This window comes from Paenibacillus sp. W4I10 (genome assembly GCF_030816325.1).
GTDB lineage: Bacteria > Bacillota > Bacilli > Paenibacillales > Paenibacillaceae > Paenibacillus > Paenibacillus amylolyticus_B.
In genome coordinates this window covers 3,889,169-3,905,344 of record NZ_JAUSXX010000001.1, presented here as the reverse complement: position 1 = coordinate 3,905,344, position 16,176 = coordinate 3,889,169, and the positions used below count along the sequence as shown (strand labels likewise).

Genomic DNA, 16,176 nt, shown 5'->3' with positions numbered 1-16,176 from the left:
GGCGTCTTATCATCTCAGAATACAAGAACCCCCGCAAACCGTATAAACGGTCTGCGGGGGTTCTTGTTAATCATTCGTGTTTGGGTTGCTGCTGCACCAGTTTTCCTGATTACCTACAAACGTTCCATATTACGCAGGAAGTGTTCTCCGGCAATTCCTGGTGTAGTCATCTGTTCCGGATGAAGAATTTCTTCCAGTTCTTCCGGTGTCAGCAGTCCGCGTTCCAGGATAATCTCCTGTAAGGAAAGTCCAGTCTTGAGCGCTTCCTTCACGATGGAGGCTGCCACATTATAACCTAAGTGCGGGTTCAACGCCGTAACCACACTGAAACTTTGCTTCATGATTAATTCGCAGCGTTCACGGTTAGCTTCCATCTCTTCCACTGCATAACGTGTGAAAACATCGATACCGTTATTCATAATTTTCAGGGATTGCAGCAAGTTGAACGCAATAACTGGGCCCATGACATTCAGCTCGAATTGACCGGCTTCGCACGCCATACAGATCGTATGGTCGTTCCCCATCACCTGGAAGGATACCTGGTTAATGACTTCCGCCATAACCGGGTTGACTTTGCCCGGCATAATGGACGAACCTGGCTGACGCGGTGGCAAGAGCAATTCATTGAATCCTGCACGCGGACCTGAAGCCATCATGCGAATATCATTACAGATTTTGGACAGGCTGACCGCACATACCTTCAGCGCCGCTGAAAGTTCCAGATAGGCATCTGTGTTCTGCGTTGCATCCACGAGATCCTCAGCTGTTTGTAGTGGAAGTCCGGTAACAGCTGACAGGTGCTCTGTAACCTTGACGATATATTCGGGTTTGGCATTAAGTCCAGTACCTACCGCAGTTGCACCCATGTTAATGGTAAGCAGGCGGCGATTGGCGAATTCAAGACGCTCGATATCCCGTCCGATGACGCGGGCATAAGCGCCGAATTCTTGTCCAAGGCGAATAGGCACGGCATCCTGAAGATGGGTACGGCCAACCTTAACCACATCGTTAAATTCCACTTCTTTTTTATGGAACGCCTCCTGCAGTCTTTTCATGGTAGCGAGTAACGTCTCCGACAGTTGGTACGCCGCAATACGCAGTGCTGTAGGTACCACGTCATTGGTGGACTGGGACATGTTTACATGATTATTGGGATTGCAATGGAAGTAGTCTCCCTTGCTTTTAGTTAACAGTTCCAGCCCGCGGTTGGCCAAAATTTCGTTCATATTCATATTCATGGAGGTGCCTGCACCGCCCTGAATGGAGTCTACAATAAAATGATCCAGATGATGGCCTTTCATCATTTCTTCAGCCGCCATGACGATTACCTCGCCAATCTTGCTTGGCAGCATCTTCAACTCCATGTTGGTAATCGCTGCTGCCTTCTTCACCGCAGCCAGAGCCGTGATCAGCTCCCGGTGTACCGGAACGCCGGTAATCGGGAAGTTTTCCACGGCCCGTACCGTCTGAATTCCGTAATAAGCATAAGCCGGGATTTCTTTTTCACCGATAAAATCTTTCTCCGTCCGTGTGGACATAGTAGACATCTCGTTCGCCTCCAGTGGCATCAATAAAAATAGTTCGGCTTCAGCATTGCTGAAGCGCACTCAGTATATCATTTAAGCAAAATGGATGCCAATCTAAATCATTTGGCCGCTTGTGCCGATAATAAATAAAATTAGGGATATTAAATGGAATATTATTCAATTTTCAAGAAAGGGAGGAGTGTCCAAGCTTGTCTTATACATTATGCGCTTTATGGTAGAGAAGTCATGCATGAACGGCAAGTATGGGAGGAATAGAACGTTTTCAGTGATGTATATCACATGAAATTTGGTACTTGATTGGTAAAATAGGAAAAAAGGACTACGGGGTGTGCACATGAAATGGACTTTAGGAGCAAAGACTGTCGCAGGTCTGGTACTGATTTCGATTATTACCTACGGAACTAGCGGCTTTTTTATATTTTTTGTCAAAGACTGGATTACATTAGATATTCCGAATTGGGTATACATATCGATTATCCTGATCATGGGAGTTTGCTGGAACGGGATTTTGGGATGGTTTGCCTCACGCTGGCTGACTCGTCCAATCGTTCACCTGTCCCGGGCTGCACAGCAGGTTTCAGCGGGCGATCTGACAACCGAAATTCCACAGCGACGCACGCAGGATGAACTTACAGTATTATATGATGCTTTTCGCGCAATGGTTTCTAACCTTCGAAGCATTGTAAATGATATTGCAGACAGTACAAGAACGACTTCACAGAACGCACAGTCTCTGAGTGAAGCGATTACCCAAGCCGCTGAACAGATCGAGATGATGTCGGATGCGGTGGATCATATTGCGGTAGGCGTTGAAGAGCAGAAGGTCACTTCCCATCAATCTCTGATCACTGCGGATGAGATGCTGAACGATTTCCAGCGTATGCATAGCCAGTCCATGGATATGACAGAGATGTCTGGTCAGATGGAACGATCGGTGGATCATACAAAACAGACTTTCTCATCGTTGATGAAAGGAATGGACGAGCTGGCCGAGTCGCACAATCGTTCCCGCGACATTATGCTGTTGCTGGAGAAGGAAGCCTCCGATATCGAGGTAATTACCCATTCTGTCAAAAACATTGCTGAGGAAACAGGGTTACTTGCCCTGAATGCTTCCATTGAGGCTGCTCGAGCTGGTGAAGAAGGTTCTGGTTTTGCAGTCGTGGCGCAGCAGATCCGCAAGCTGGCAGACGAAAGTAAGGAATCGGTACATCGTATTAATGAGCTGATTAGTCGTGTACAGCAGCGGATCAGGGAGACAGCCCAACTATCTCATGAGCAGCATGGTCTCGTGGTTAATGAATCGGAGCGGACCATCTCTGTGGATCAGACGTTGCATGAACTGACAGGAACAGTGGAAGTATTTATGAAGGGTGCGCATGATATCGGTTCCAAGATTGCAGAACAGACTGGTCGCGTGGAGCAAACGCACGGTCATGTGAAGAAGATCCAGGGGAAAGCCGGATCGTTCTCGGATGAGGCGAGACGAATTATGGATGCCGCACACGAAGAGACAGCCATCATGGAGGAGATTTCATCCTCGGCTGAAGAACTGAGACAATTAACCGATCGGTTATTGGACAAAACTAAAGCATTCCGAATGCAGCCTTAAGCTGTGTTCGGGATTTTTTTTGTTTTTTTTGAGAACAGTTTTGGCATGATAATTTGCTTATTCTGGTTAAAGCCGAACGTTCTTTCGTGAAAACGGAAATTTGTAAAGATTATTTTATGAAAGATTAACAAATTCGCAACTTGCAGGCGATAAATGAAGATATAATAGGATTATCACAACAGATAAAGGAGCCCAGTATATTGAAAACTTGGACAGGTATCCTGCTGATGATTATTTTGGCGGTAGCTACGATTAGTACAACTTCGGCTGCCAGAACCATGAATGAATCGCAAAAACAGCTTAATATAGATGATCAATCCAGCCAGACCGCAGTGGTCGAGGCTTCCAATATAGATAAACTGCATGACACAGCGGAGACAACACAGGAATCCATCCCCGTGAAAGAGGAATATGTTTCGGTAGCTCCAGAGAATGAGAACGTCAGATTATACCCTATGAAAGTCGAGGGTTCAGGATATATATACAACGGAATGATTTTGGAAGTGGACGGCAAGATACAAGAATTTAGTGATTGGCAGGGAGAAGGTGGGTCTTACAAACCCGAAGTGCACGAGCTGGATCTGAATGGAGACGGCCAGAAAGAAATTATTGTTCTGTACACGGAAGGTCATGGAACAGGTATTTATTTGGGACAAGCACGTATTATTAATCCGGTAACGCTGGAAGAAATGAAGATGCAATCTCTGGATGAGATTGCGAAACAGCATGTGAAGTCGAAAGTTACGGTTAGTTCAGACCGCGTGGATGTTGATGTCGCCGTTGATGGCGTTCAAGCAGAACCTTTACGAATCGAGGAAGATACGAGTGGCGGCGTATATAACGAAGAGTTGGGATTCGGTGGAGTTACCTATTACAGTGTAGAGGATGGCCAGCTTGTCGTATCAGCAGCAGGATCTTACGGAGCGGCACTATATGCCGGTGATCTGACATTCACTTATGAGTATCAAGATGGCGAGTGGAAGGCCGTAGATTTGAAGTACAGTATGGAAGTGTATGAAGAAGAATATTATGAAACTTTTGATTAATGGCCTCATGTTGATATCGTAGTGCAGCGGGAATTTGGAAGTTCACGAATGTGAAATGTAGTGAGCATCTGAACAGAATACCTCCTTATCTGCGTTTGCAGACAGTGGGAAACAGGGCGAGGCTGAAAAAAATCGGGACATACAGCCTCGTTTTGTGCTGCCCGGAAATGGGCACAGGGTACTAAAAATGCAGTAAACAATTTGACATTATCACTTTAGTCGTTTAAATGTATAAAGGAAAAATCATTTTAACATTCAGGAGGGATTTTGATGAAGAAAAAGGTTGTACTGGGTTTGATGGTAGGCACATTAACGCTTGGGATCGGAACAGGTGCACTCGCAGCAACAGGACTGGAACAGATTAAAGCCTATCTGAACAGCAAGATTACGCTAAAAATGAATGATGCTACGGTGACAGCCAAAGATGCCAATGGTAAAACAGTGTTGCCTATCACTTACAACGGAACGACTTATTTGCCTGTGCGTGCTGTGGGATCCTTGCTTGGGACAGAGATCACTTATGACAGTGCAACTTCATCCGTCCTGATTGGTGGGAAAAATGAAACCGGGCCAGTAACCAACGATAAAGTAACACTAAGTACACTGGGAACAACGGTGTTGGGATCTACCGCATGGCATACCAAAGATCCTGCCGAGACTACTTACAAAGGCAAGGATTATAAAGATGTATATCTGCATACAGATTCCGTGAAGCAAGGAGACGACTTCCAGATCATGACGAGCAAAAAGTATTCTTCCCTGCATCTGGAACTGGCCGCTCTTCAAGGGAATCAGGAGATACAGGTCATCAACCAGGACAATACGGTTCTCAAAAAGCTGAGCATATCGCCGGGCAACGGATTGGTTAGCCTGGACGTGGATGTATCGGGTACTGAAGCTGTTTTTGTTGAGATTGTTTCAGAAGATCCAGGTTCATCGCTATTTGTACCTCTTACAACATCATATTTGGTTAAATAAAATAGACGTAATAAAAAACGATTATCAACGATGGTGTTGCTGGATCAAGTCCATAACACACATTGTGATAATCGTTTTTATGTTTAACGAATGACGGTATCCAGCGGTTTGAGATTAGCTTCAATCTCGGCGCGGCGACCTTCAAGGAATGGTGGCAAAGCAAGCGATTCACCCAGATGCTCCAATTCTTCGTCTGTATCAAATCCCGGACCATCGGTTGCAAGTTCGAACAGAATACCGTTTGCTTCACGGAAGTACAGGGAGCGGAAGTAGAAGCGATCTACAAAACCGGAGTTAGGGAATTGGAAGTTACGAACCCGTTCCACCCATTGTTTCAGTTCTTCTTCGTTATCCACACGGAACGCAACATGGTGTACGCTGCCACGTCCAGGACGCTCTTGAGCAAGGTCATTCCGCTCCTCAACATGCACCTCGGAGCCGCTGCCACCTTCACCGGATTCAAAAACGAGTACATCAGGTTGACCTGGAGTAAAGGCAGGGTAACTTCCTTTAGCTCTGAAACCGAGCAGTTCGGTAAGGACCGGAGAGGTAAGGGAAGCATCTTTTACCGTAAGATGGATAGGGCCAAGACCTATAATGCCATACTCGGCAGGCACAGGGCTCTGATCCCATGGTTTACCACCAGCGACACCTGTGTTGTTTTCATCCGAGACCAGAATCAGACGTTGTCCTTCAAAGTCTGTGAATGAGAGCGTCGCACGATCACCCCGTTCAACAATCTCTCCATGTGGGACTTCGAATTCTTCAAAACGCTGCTGCCAGTACGTTAGTGCCGCATCACTTGGAACGCGCAGTGACGTTCCAGATATGCTGTTCACACCTTCACGAGTCTGTCCGGCCATCGGAATCTCGAAGAAGGTAAGTTCGGTACCCGGATTGCCTTTCTCATCGCCATAGAAGAGATGGTAGACAGACACGTCGTCCTGGTTGACTGTTTTTTTAATGAGGCGCAGACCCATGATGTTGGTGTAGAAACGATAGTTCTGATCGGCATGTGCGGTTAGAGCTGATACGTGGTGAAGTCCTTTGATTTGCATAATAATTCCTCCTAGATGAAATGGGATAGTGTAAATGTTTAGTTGAACATTTGTTGAGTGCTGTATTTTTATCATTTCGATTAAGAAAGTTACTAACTTTTCGTTTGTTTTGGTTCTGGATTTATCTTAACATAAAGATATTTAAATTACAATGCTTATTTAGAATTCCAACTGGACAGCAATTTCATTCAATGGCAAAATGAAAAAGTTAACATTAAAGAGAGATAATGTTGGTGAGATCCTTGTAAAGGAGAGAAGAGATGCATGGCGTATCCACCAAGGCTGGACCCTTATGATGCAGAGCCGTTTATTCTGTTCTCCACTTCACATATCGTTTCAATTAGCGTAATTACAGCATTAATTGTACTGATGTTTTTGCTTCGACACCATCTTCGATCATGGTCAGAGCGGGCACGCCGCATACTGCGGATTGTTCTGGCCTGTATCATGTTTGCCTGCGAAATCGTGCTGCAGCTCTGGTATGTGTATGGAGGGATATGGAGCCTGCAGACGTCACTGCCACTCGAACTATGCAGTCTGTCTCTGCTATTATCGGCATTGTTACTGCTGACACGCAGTCGACTGTTACATTCTGCACTGCTGTTTGCAGGTATTGCTGGAGCCCTTATGGCGATCCTGACTCCTAATCTGGGTTATGGTTATGCACATTTTCGATTCATTCAATTTTTCGTTGCTCATGCCTGTATCATTCTGGCTTTACTCTACATGACCTGGGTGGAACAGCTGCGACCTAGCTGGAGGTCTGTAACAGGTTCCATGATATTTGTGAATGTGGCTGCACTAATCGTATACGTTGTAGATGTCATGCTTGACGCGAATTATATGTTTTTGAGACACAAACCGAGTACACCCTCGGTGCTTGATATGTTAGGTCCGTATCCCTTGTACATCCTTGGGGAAGAGATACTTGCGTTAGTCTTGTTTTCGCTGATGTACATTTTGCTCTTTGCCATCCCAGATCGGTTGAAGCATCGTGTGAAAAAAGGTAAAAGCTCCGCGGTATAGGGATAATCCTTGTAGTTGCGTCTACGCCGTATTATAAACTCTTTATAAATAAAATATCCCGCAGTAATCTGAACGGATCAGATGCTTACGGGATGTTTGGGCGTTGTCCCTGAAAGGGGGCAACTTATATTTATATTTTATCCACGGAGCAGAGATTCCGCACCATCCACATAGATTCGTGTACCTGTAACATGAGAGGCTTCATCGGAAGCGAGGAACAGAACGAGGTTCGCCACTTGCTTCGACGCTCCAGGTTCGCCCTTGAGCGGATGTTCATGACCCTCAGGGAATTCAACAGGAATCTGTACTTTTTTCAGATCATCCGACGGGTAGGTGTTATCATCAATGTTGGTATCAATCGCTCCTGGGCAGACGGCATTAACACGGATCTTATAACGAGCCAGCTCGAGTGCAGCCATCTTTGTAAACGCAGTTTGTCCTGCTTTGCTGGAAGCGTATGCAGAGAAACCGATCCCTGAGAAGACCCGGTTACCGTTGATGGAACTGGTGATTATGATGCTGCCGCCATGTTCTTTCAGATGGGGGATGGCATATTTGACGGTTGCGAAGGTTCCGCGCATATTGATCTCCATCGTTTGGTCCCAGTCCTCAATTTCCATCGTTTCGATCGGGGCCATCGTTCCGTTAATGCCGGCATTTGCAAATATGATATCCAGTTTACCCGCTTCAGCCGCAGCCTGATTGATTGCCTTCTGCACATTATCCGGTTTGGAGATGTCACATTCGATCACATACGCTTCTCCGCCAGCTTTTTCAATCGTCTGCTTGGTTTCCTCCGCATTTTCGGGTGTACGATCCAGCATGTACACTTTGGCTCCATGCTCGGCGAAACGAATAGCGGTAGCCTGACCAATACCCGATCCACCTCCGGTTACAATCGCCACTTTGCCTTCCAAACGTTGTTCACTCATCTCTGATCCCTCCAGGAGTTAGATTATCGTTGTACGCTCTACTTCTAACATACCCGGCTCAAGACTGATGAATCATATGTGTCTATATCAAAAAGAACAGGACCGCGATGCGGCCCTGTTCTGTGAGCAGATCATCTTCATAGATGTCTGCAGTAATATTATTTTGGCATGTGTGATAGGAGACACCCTTAGGTCATGCCTTGGTTTACTTATGTTTCTTCCAATCCATAGCGCTGTTATTGAGCAAATATTCGAAGTCGTTATCCCGGCGCTTCTGCTCGGCTTGGCGAGCTTCTTCTGCTTGCTGACGTTCCTGCTCTTTAAGTGCTGCCTCAGCAGCCTTTGCCTCATCCGCCTGAGCTTTCAGCTTCTCCAGCACATCACTGCTCAGTAGATCTTTCAGTGTTGTAGGTTTATCCTGTGTTGCTGCTTTGGGAGCAGGGGGGCGTTTTTTGGATTTTGCCATAGGAAAATCTCCTTTCCAAACATGAATCAGGTTCCATTTATCGTACAGTAGTCATAGTATATCAGGTTCCCGTAATGCATTCCATGAAACTGCGGAACAAAAAGCAGGAAAACGAGGGTTGCGTGACGAATGAAATCGGGTATAAAATCATATAATATTACCGATACTGCGACTATTCCCTGGAGAAAGGAGTCGTTGTTCGTGGAAGTAAACCGTGGTTTACTGAAAGGGCTTGCATGGGGTGTTGCCTTCAGCTGCCCGTTATGGATTGCGATTATCGGCTGGTTACGTTTGATGGGATGGATGTATTGAGGATGATGCCGGAAGAGGTCATTTTTTATAAAGTCATATATGTAACCGCTATCATTAAAATCAATAAATAAAGCTCTGCCTTGCGAATTTCGCATAGGACAGAGCTTTTGTTTGTTTAGAGTTCATTAACAAGTCATAACCATGGATTATCATCCGTTTGGCAAGGATGTTAATTAAGGCATTTTTACCGGTTCTGGATATTCCAGACCGTGGGTATCTACCGTAACCTTTTTCATAACTTGATCCTTAACGGGTTTGTCACCTTCACCTATTTCCTGAGCAGCAATACCATCAACAACTTCCATACCTTCTGTTACCTTACCGAAGGTAGCGTATGCGTTATCCAGGTAATCCGCGTCAGCTAACATGATGAAGAATTGGGAGCCTGCTGAATCAAGATTATCCGATTTACGTGCCATCGAAATGATTCCCCGAGTATGATTTAAGTGATTCTTATGGCCGTTGGATGTAAATTCCCCTTTAATCGTATAACCTGGGCCGCCTGAACCGTTGCCATTGGGATCACCACCCTGAATCATGAAGCCCGGAATGACCCGATGAAAGATCAGGCCGTCATAGAACCCTTTATTCGCAAGGGAGATGAAATTATACACCGTGTTGGGCGCAATCTCGGGATAGAGCTCAATAACGATCTTTTGACCATCCTGCATCTCAATGGTAGCCACCGGGTTTGGACCTTCAGGTGCGGCCGGAACCGGCGCTTTCTCGGCACTGGTCGCAGGGCGTCCGCAACCACTAATGACGATAAGCAGCATCGCAAGAACGAGCGATACTGCGGTTGTTTTTTTCCACCGTAAAGACATGAAAACGTTCCTCCTTGCATCTCTGCATTATATATTTTCTCCAAATCATATTTGGATATTTACCCAACTATCATACCGTTTTTGTGGACAGGATGGCAATGTAATACATGTGTTTGTGGTGAACAAGGGATGGTCTTCGTGGAATGATGGGTGTAAAATAAGGAAAATGCTTCCGCATCGGGACGTACGGGTCTGTTCCGTCCGCTCCAATACACGGCAGTCCCGGCGTCAGTAACGGAAAGGGCGTGCGGGTATATGAACTTCTCGTGGAAGCGCAATCTGGTCATATTGTGGATTGGTGTATTTTTTTGTAGCACCGCGTATTCGATCTCGATTCCATTTCTGCCCCTGTTTCTAAGTACTGACTTGGGGGTTCGTGATCACCTGGAGTTATGGTCAGGACTGGCATTTGGCATTACGTTTCTCGCGAGTGCACTCGTGTCTCCGTTCTGGGGATCCCTGGCTGATAAATACGGACGCAAGCCCATGCTGATCCGGTCGGGATACAGCCTTGCCGTCTTGTATTTAATCAATTATTTCGTGCAGGACCCGTATTCGCTGATTGTTGTTCGATTGTTTCAGGGTCTGCTTGCAGGGTTTGTTCCGGCAGCGATTGCTCTGGTAGGTACGAATACACCTGAAGAGAAGACTGGTTATGCCCTTGGTATTATGTCCACTGCAGGAGCCACTGGTGGTATTATCGGACCCTTAATTGGTGGCGTGGTGAGTCATTATTATGGTAACCGGAATGCATTTTTGTTTTCGGCTATTGTTGTGTTAGTCTCAGCAATCATCGCAACCTTCTGGGTAAAAGAAGAGAACTTCAACCGGAACAAAGCTCGTTCCCACGTCATGGATGACATTCGTGAAGCGAGAGCAAATCGTTTGTTTATGACGGTGCTTGGCATGATGGGTATATGTACATTCTCCGTCATGATTCTGGAGCCACTATTGACGGTATATGTGATGGAGATGGGCGTTCAGCCGGATCGTGCCTCACTCAGCTCGGGTATTATTTTCTCAGCGGTGGGGGTAGCAACAGTTATTATGGCGCCGCGGTGGGGCAAGATTGGTTCAAGGATTGGATACGGTAAAGTGTTGATCATTGGACTGGTTGGTGGGGCTGTAGGGAATCTTCTACAGTTCTTTACAACAGGTTATATAGCATTCGGCATTTTACGATTTGTGTATGGTTTATTCTTTGCGGCTGTATTTCCGGCAATTAACGCCATGATTGTGCAGGCTACCGCATCGAGTTTCCGGGGCAGGGCCTTTAGTCTGAATCAGTCCGCTGCCCAGATCGGGACGATGGCAGGGCCGATCATTGGTGGTGTACTTGGGGGCTGGCTGCCGATACGCTGGATATTTATTATTAATGGAGTGGCATTGATCATCACTGCGATTGTAGCGAAGTGGTCAGGATTGGATCACAAACTGCCCGTGGCAAGTAAGGTTCCCGCTAAGCGATGATGCTGAATCACTAAGAGTAAGTGAACTTACAGGTAACAAAAAAGATGACGCTGTGAAATTACAGACGTCATCTTTTTTAAGTCTACTACGGATCTATATAAGTTAGTCATCCGAAGAGGGCTTACGAGAAGCCTTCTCTTTGGGAATGGCATGCTCGACCGCATCACGTTGATCCTCATCCTCAAGTGCTTCGGGGAAGGAGTCCTCAGTGAACAGTCCAAAGTCCGGGTCAATATCTCGTTCGGTCACGAGATTATCCGGTTCATGCACATGCTTTTGGCGATCTTCCTTCATCGTGTATGCACCTCCTCATTCAGGATGTCGTAACAGCCGTTAATGACGTGGTGGAATGTCGTTCTCCGGTTTGGCATCCGCACCAGCACCATTAAGCAGATCGGTACCATGCAGCGCATCCGGATCGGGTGCAGCAGGATCAACCGGACTGTTCGGTTGTAGAAGATCTGCATCCGGTACAGATTCCAGCGGTGTCTCAGCCAAACGTGAATCCAATTCCGGCTCGTCCACAGCAGTTGCGGCTACGGGTGCCGGATCCGTATCTTCCGTTACAATCCGTCTGCCGGAAACTTCATCAAAGGTATCCATATCGCCTTCCGGGACTTCCGTCTCTGGGGGAATATCGCGGGACCTCTGATAACGGTCATAATAGCGGTCGCTCTCTTCGTTACTAATTGGTTTGTCAGACATGAGTAACACTTCCTTTCATTGTCGGTTGTCCAAAGCTTCTTACCCCGTAGTTACCCAAAGCGCTAGTGTTGTAATCTTGCACAGGTTATTATCTCCGGGTGTTCACTACGATATGAATGCCTTAGAATTTGGGGAATACATATTTAACCAAGAAGTATAAGAATCCGAAAAAGATAATGATATATGCGGCATATTTAATAAATGTGGAAGCGACCTTACTTGAATCCGATTTATGCTGAACATCCTTATGTTCCACCTCAACCGTACGATGTGGCTCATTCATTGTAATCATCTCCTTAGCGTAATTGTTTGCTTTGAGTAACCATTACACCCGGAGCAAAGGATTGAATCGCAGCCACCGTTTTTACAGCTTTTCCTGTTTTGCCTATGTTATGATGTAGCTTGAATATGTAAGGGAGGGATTTCATGTGGACTGGTTCACACTGGGCAATATGATCACACGCATCCGTATCGGGCAAAAGGCGTCCACACCCGGGTTCTCACGTACCGTCATCCGTCGTCCGGATGGTTTGTTTTGGGTAGGCGGTATATGGTCCGGGCAAGTTGTCCAGTTGCGGGACTTCCTTTTTTCCGACATATGGACCATCTATGATGATGAGGAGACAGAGCAGTGGCTTGAATTTCGCAGTCAAGTTGAACAGAAAGAACGGGAAATGATAGTGAACCAGTTCGAAGACTTGCGTGATTAATCAGATAACTTTAACAATAAAATGGAAATAAGACTATAAATCTACTTAAATGTGAAATTTCATTTTATCTCAAGAAGGTGACGTGACAAACGGTGGCGAATGATAAATGAGAGAATCTAAGATAGGGAAAATTGGAACTTTGAGGTGCTGTGAATGAAAAATGTGCCCAAAGCTATCGTCATCTTATGGATGAGTGTATTGATTATTCTAGGCATGCCACATGGGATAGTCTTTGCAACTACAGGAGTGGTTCAGCAACCTGTATCCATTACAGGATGGGAAGTAAAATGGGGGAACGTTGACGATCAAGGGTTCATCAGTGAGGTTAAGGGAGCAGACGAGATATGGGAAAAGCAGGGCAGCGATAAGTTAGAGTATAGTAATACGGATCGATCGAATTCTTTATGGATTCGCCTGACCATTCCTGAGTTGAGTGAGGAAAGTTCAGCCATTCGATTTGAGAACATTAAAGGCAATCATATTGTTGTTTATCTGGAAGACCGCAAGGTCTACGAGAACTACCATTACAATTATGATAATAATGCTGTGTTGCTGCCCTTATCCAGCGAAAATTCAGGTGACACGCTCTATGTATGGTCACAAAATGAAAAAGGCCGTCTGGGGATACAAGGTACTGTTCAGGTTGGACCTTATGCCGCGTTACAGGAGAAATATATTCATAACGGACTTATTGATGTAATTTTGGGCGCGACCTTTGTTTTCACAGCGATTACGATGCTGAGTTGTACGTTCTTCCTTGGCAAATTCCATAAGGGATTATGGATCTCGCTATGCATTGTGATGGGTTCCATTGGCACGATGATTATCACGTACTCGCAATTTTTGTATACGTTCTATCAGGTATATGGTGACCTGTATTCTGTAGTTTTTGATCTGGCGATGCTGCTGGGTATGCCAGCGCTATGTTATTTTTTTGAACAGATTATCGGGCCAGGACTGCATGGAATCTTCACCAAACTGAGAAAAATACTATTCATATATTCAGTTATCGCTGTGTTCTCTCTATTTATCTATGTTACTTCAGGTGGGCAATGGGAGATCCTCTACAATCTGCTCGTACAACGTGTGGTTGGCATTGTGCTGGTCATTCTGCTGACAATCCTGTTGGTTGGTACCATCGCCAAAGCTCTGCAACGAAATCGGGAAGCTATGCTGCTTGCGACGGGATTCGGTACATTTGCCTTGATCAGTGTGGCTGAACTGTTGTGGTATTATCAGCGGAGTGGGACGTATCATCTGTTATGGTGGAAATGGTCCATGGTTGCATTTGTGATCTCGTTGATTGCCATTCTCGGAAGTCGTTTTGCCGAAAAACATACTAAAGTTCTAGAGTATTCCAAGGAACTGGAGCTGTTCAACAATGAGTTGCAGCGATCCGAAAAGATGGAGATTATTAGTGAATTGGCCGCTTCCGTTGCCCATGAAGTTCGTAATCCACTTCAGGTGACAAGAGGGTTCCTGCAACTTATGACGGAACAGGAAGACAACAAAAATAAGGGGTATGTGCGAATCGCACTGGAAGAACTTGATCGGGCATCGGGCATCATAACGGATTTTCTTACCTTTGCCAAACCTGAGTTTGACCATATTATCTCGCTCAATATCTCGGATGAATTCAATCATATTGAAGGCATTCTTGTACCGATGGCTAATCTGGAAGGTGGTAAAATCACCACCGACATTCCGCCAGATCTATATATTCGAGGTAATTCCTCGAAGTTCAAGCAGGCTTTTATCAATATTATCAAGAACAGTATTGAAGCTTTGCAAGGACAAGGCCAGATTGATATCTGGGCGTACAAGCAGGATGGAATGATTAAGGTGCATGTCAGGGATAACGGAGAAGGGATGGACGAGGAAGCACTCTCCCGGTTGGGCGAGCCTTATTTCTCCAATAAAATCAAAGGCACAGGCCTGGGCATGATGGTGACATTCCGAATTGTTGAAGCGATGCAAGGACAGATCAGCTTTACAAGCACCAAAGGGGTAGGAACAGAAGCGGTTGTATCTTTTGCCGAGTTCGTCGAATGACGAACTCACAGAAGGATACAGCGGCTTTTTTTGTTCCTACCCCTGATTTCTTACACTACAAGATTAGCTCACCCGAATTAACTTCTCCAAGGTCCGCAATTCACATCATAATTTACTTTGGAAGGATTGGGAGGTATGACAAGCACATAGTCATTTTGCTGCTCCTCAACAGTACGTACCTGAATGTGCTCCGGAATTACGATGCCGAACGCTTCACGAAGCGCCTGCTTCGGATTGGAATGCAATTGTTGTCTGAAGTGCTCGTCAGTCCAAGCCTTTTCAATAATATCCTCATGCAACGTTTTCTCTGATACCATCATCGTCAACATTCCCTTCATATTTAAAATTAAACTGAATCAGCTTAGTCCTTATGCTCAGAATCCCAACTGTTGCTCGCTAATCCAGTGATGAAACCCGCCTTGGAGAAGCTGTTTCTTCCGTTGTGTAATGTTCTGAACAGCTTGTACTAAAATGCTGCATAAATAAGAATTAAACGCTTCGAGATGCGATATTCCTAAGTTAGACGATGTTAGTGTACGATTATAGTGATAAGCAATGTCTACGTAAGAGTTCATGAGTTGTGTATTGTATACATTGTCATGTATACGTTCGCTTAGAGGATGAACTGGATAGTTGTGATTCAGTGCTGCGGATATGTGGGAGAGGTAGCTGTTGTAGTTTCCATGCACAGCATCTTGTTGCGTGTCTGTGAAGTCATCGGTCATCTGGAGGGTCATGAGTGTGATGTTGATGGCAGAACACACCGGGATGATCCGGTCGGACTGATTCAGCAGAAGCAGTGCACCAGTAGCTCCAATGAGCAGAGGGGCAGCCTTTTGTGCAATCAACAAGGGATTCTGTTGGAAATAATCAATGGAATGCTCACCCGTAACACTCACGGCCCAATCCACTACATATTGTCTGAAATAGACCCAGAACGTGGAGGAAGGATTGAATAATACCGAGTAAAGTTGAAGTGCATCCATGTAATATAAATTACCCAGGGATAACTTCAATGTGGCATTCTCCGGTTGTTCATCCATCACGTCGTCCTGATTCAGAAAATATAACATATGGATGAGACAGGCTGTACTTAATTGGTGTGCTTTCTCTGGGGGTAGTTTATCTGAGTGTTGCATCCAAAGTGGAATGATGTACCCGATGTAGCTGTGTCCCGAATCTCGTAAAAGCGGATTAACCGAACGAAGCTGCTCTAATGCATGTCCTGACAAGGGTTCGGGATATTCTCGTACGAGTTGTTCCGCTGAAGCAAACACGACCTCCAGATCGGATCTAAACGGATCTAACCAATCTTTCCGCACTGTTACATCTCGTCCTTCCTGCGATAAGGTGGTCCAGGACTGTTCAACTAGATCATGAAGTTACATTCATTATAGCGGAAATAAAATGAAAAAAATAGGATTTTTTGTGATCAATT

17 protein-coding genes are annotated in these 16,176 nt (G+C 45.5%); 7 read left to right on the top strand and 10 right to left on the bottom strand.

Features of this window, described 5'->3' with window-relative positions; genetic code table 11:
• Window positions 1–113: 113 nt before the first annotated feature.
• Window positions 114–1,547, bottom strand: coding sequence for an aspartate ammonia-lyase (locus tag QF049_RS17655; RefSeq protein WP_124117146.1), 1,434 nt, complete (start codon window positions 1,545–1,547; stop codon window positions 114–116).
• Between the two features lie 334 nt (window positions 1,548–1,881).
• Between QF049_RS17655 and QF049_RS17650 the strand changes: the two genes are divergently transcribed.
• The 3 genes from QF049_RS17650 (at window position 1,882) to QF049_RS17640 (ending at window position 5,183) form a co-directional block, all read left to right on the top strand.
• Window positions 1,882–3,159 (top strand): methyl-accepting chemotaxis protein, encoded by a 1,278-nt coding sequence (locus QF049_RS17650; RefSeq protein WP_221819020.1) that lies wholly within the window; start codon window positions 1,882–1,884, stop codon window positions 3,157–3,159.
• Between the two features lie 200 nt (window positions 3,160–3,359).
• Entirely contained in the window at window positions 3,360–4,205 is an 846-nt protein-coding gene (locus QF049_RS17645) for a hypothetical protein (RefSeq protein WP_307539265.1), read from the top strand.
• Window positions 4,206–4,475: 270 nt separating this feature from the next.
• Window positions 4,476–5,183: a stalk domain-containing protein gene (locus tag QF049_RS17640; protein ID WP_307539263.1), complete on the top strand. Its 708-nt coding sequence runs from the start codon at window positions 4,476–4,478 to the stop codon at window positions 5,181–5,183.
• Window positions 5,184–5,266: 83 nt separating this feature from the next.
• Here the strand turns inward: QF049_RS17640 and QF049_RS17635 are convergent, their stop codons facing one another.
• Complete coding sequence (locus QF049_RS17635; protein WP_307539262.1) at window positions 5,267–6,241, bottom strand: ring-cleaving dioxygenase; 975 nt, start codon at window positions 6,239–6,241, stop codon at window positions 5,267–5,269.
• 264 nt (window positions 6,242–6,505) lie between these two features.
• On the opposite strand from QF049_RS17635, the gene QF049_RS17630 reads away from it, so the two are divergent.
• The gene (locus tag QF049_RS17630; RefSeq protein WP_307539260.1) at window positions 6,506–7,267 is read left to right on the top strand and encodes a YwaF family protein; all 762 of its coding nucleotides are present in this window, start codon (window positions 6,506–6,508) and stop codon (window positions 7,265–7,267) included.
• Between the two features lie 137 nt (window positions 7,268–7,404).
• Here the strand turns inward: QF049_RS17630 and QF049_RS17625 are convergent, their stop codons facing one another.
• The 3 genes from QF049_RS17625 to QF049_RS17615 all read right to left on the bottom strand — a co-directional run bounded on the left by QF049_RS17625 (window position 7,405) and on the right by QF049_RS17615 (window position 9,801).
• A complete protein-coding gene (locus tag QF049_RS17625) occupies window positions 7,405–8,199 on the bottom strand; it encodes an SDR family oxidoreductase (RefSeq protein WP_307539258.1) in 795 nt (264 codons plus the stop codon).
• 205 nt (window positions 8,200–8,404) lie between these two features.
• Window positions 8,405–8,665, bottom strand: coding sequence for a YqkE family protein (locus QF049_RS17620; protein WP_307539256.1), 261 nt, complete (start codon window positions 8,663–8,665; stop codon window positions 8,405–8,407).
• Between the two features lie 485 nt (window positions 8,666–9,150).
• Window positions 9,151–9,801, bottom strand: coding sequence for a peptidylprolyl isomerase (locus tag QF049_RS17615; protein ID WP_307539254.1), 651 nt, complete (start codon window positions 9,799–9,801; stop codon window positions 9,151–9,153).
• A 255-nt stretch (window positions 9,802–10,056) separates the two neighbouring features.
• On the opposite strand from QF049_RS17615, the gene QF049_RS17610 reads away from it, so the two are divergent.
• Window positions 10,057–11,271: an MFS transporter gene (locus QF049_RS17610; protein ID WP_307539252.1), complete on the top strand. Its 1,215-nt coding sequence runs from the start codon at window positions 10,057–10,059 to the stop codon at window positions 11,269–11,271.
• A gap of 102 nt (window positions 11,272–11,373) precedes the next feature.
• Here the strand turns inward: QF049_RS17610 and QF049_RS17605 are convergent, their stop codons facing one another.
• From QF049_RS17605 to QF049_RS17595, 3 genes are all read right to left on the bottom strand, one after another.
• Complete coding sequence (locus QF049_RS17605) at window positions 11,374–11,565, bottom strand: hypothetical protein (protein WP_036611535.1); 192 nt, start codon at window positions 11,563–11,565, stop codon at window positions 11,374–11,376.
• Between the two features lie 39 nt (window positions 11,566–11,604).
• Complete coding sequence (locus QF049_RS17600; RefSeq protein WP_307539250.1) at window positions 11,605–11,976, bottom strand: hypothetical protein; 372 nt, start codon at window positions 11,974–11,976, stop codon at window positions 11,605–11,607.
• Window positions 11,977–12,097: 121 nt separating this feature from the next.
• Complete coding sequence (locus QF049_RS17595; protein WP_167483752.1) at window positions 12,098–12,259, bottom strand: hypothetical protein; 162 nt, start codon at window positions 12,257–12,259, stop codon at window positions 12,098–12,100.
• Window positions 12,260–12,404: 145 nt separating this feature from the next.
• Between QF049_RS17595 and QF049_RS17590 the strand changes: the two genes are divergently transcribed.
• Window positions 12,405–12,686, top strand: a complete 282-nt coding sequence (locus QF049_RS17590) for a hypothetical protein (protein ID WP_017690238.1) — start codon at window positions 12,405–12,407, stop codon at window positions 12,684–12,686.
• Window positions 12,687–12,875: 189 nt separating this feature from the next.
• Window positions 12,876–14,738 (top strand): sensor histidine kinase, encoded by a 1,863-nt coding sequence (locus QF049_RS17585; protein ID WP_307539247.1) that lies wholly within the window; start codon window positions 12,876–12,878, stop codon window positions 14,736–14,738.
• Between the two features lie 77 nt (window positions 14,739–14,815).
• On the opposite strand, the gene QF049_RS17580 is transcribed toward QF049_RS17585, so the two are convergent.
• A complete protein-coding gene (locus tag QF049_RS17580; RefSeq protein WP_091015589.1) occupies window positions 14,816–15,058 on the bottom strand; it encodes an NHLP leader peptide family RiPP precursor in 243 nt (80 codons plus the stop codon).
• 54 nt (window positions 15,059–15,112) lie between these two features.
• Window positions 15,113–16,060: a hypothetical protein gene (locus QF049_RS17575; protein WP_307539245.1), complete on the bottom strand. Its 948-nt coding sequence runs from the start codon at window positions 16,058–16,060 to the stop codon at window positions 15,113–15,115.
• Window positions 16,061–16,176 lie beyond the last annotated feature (116 nt).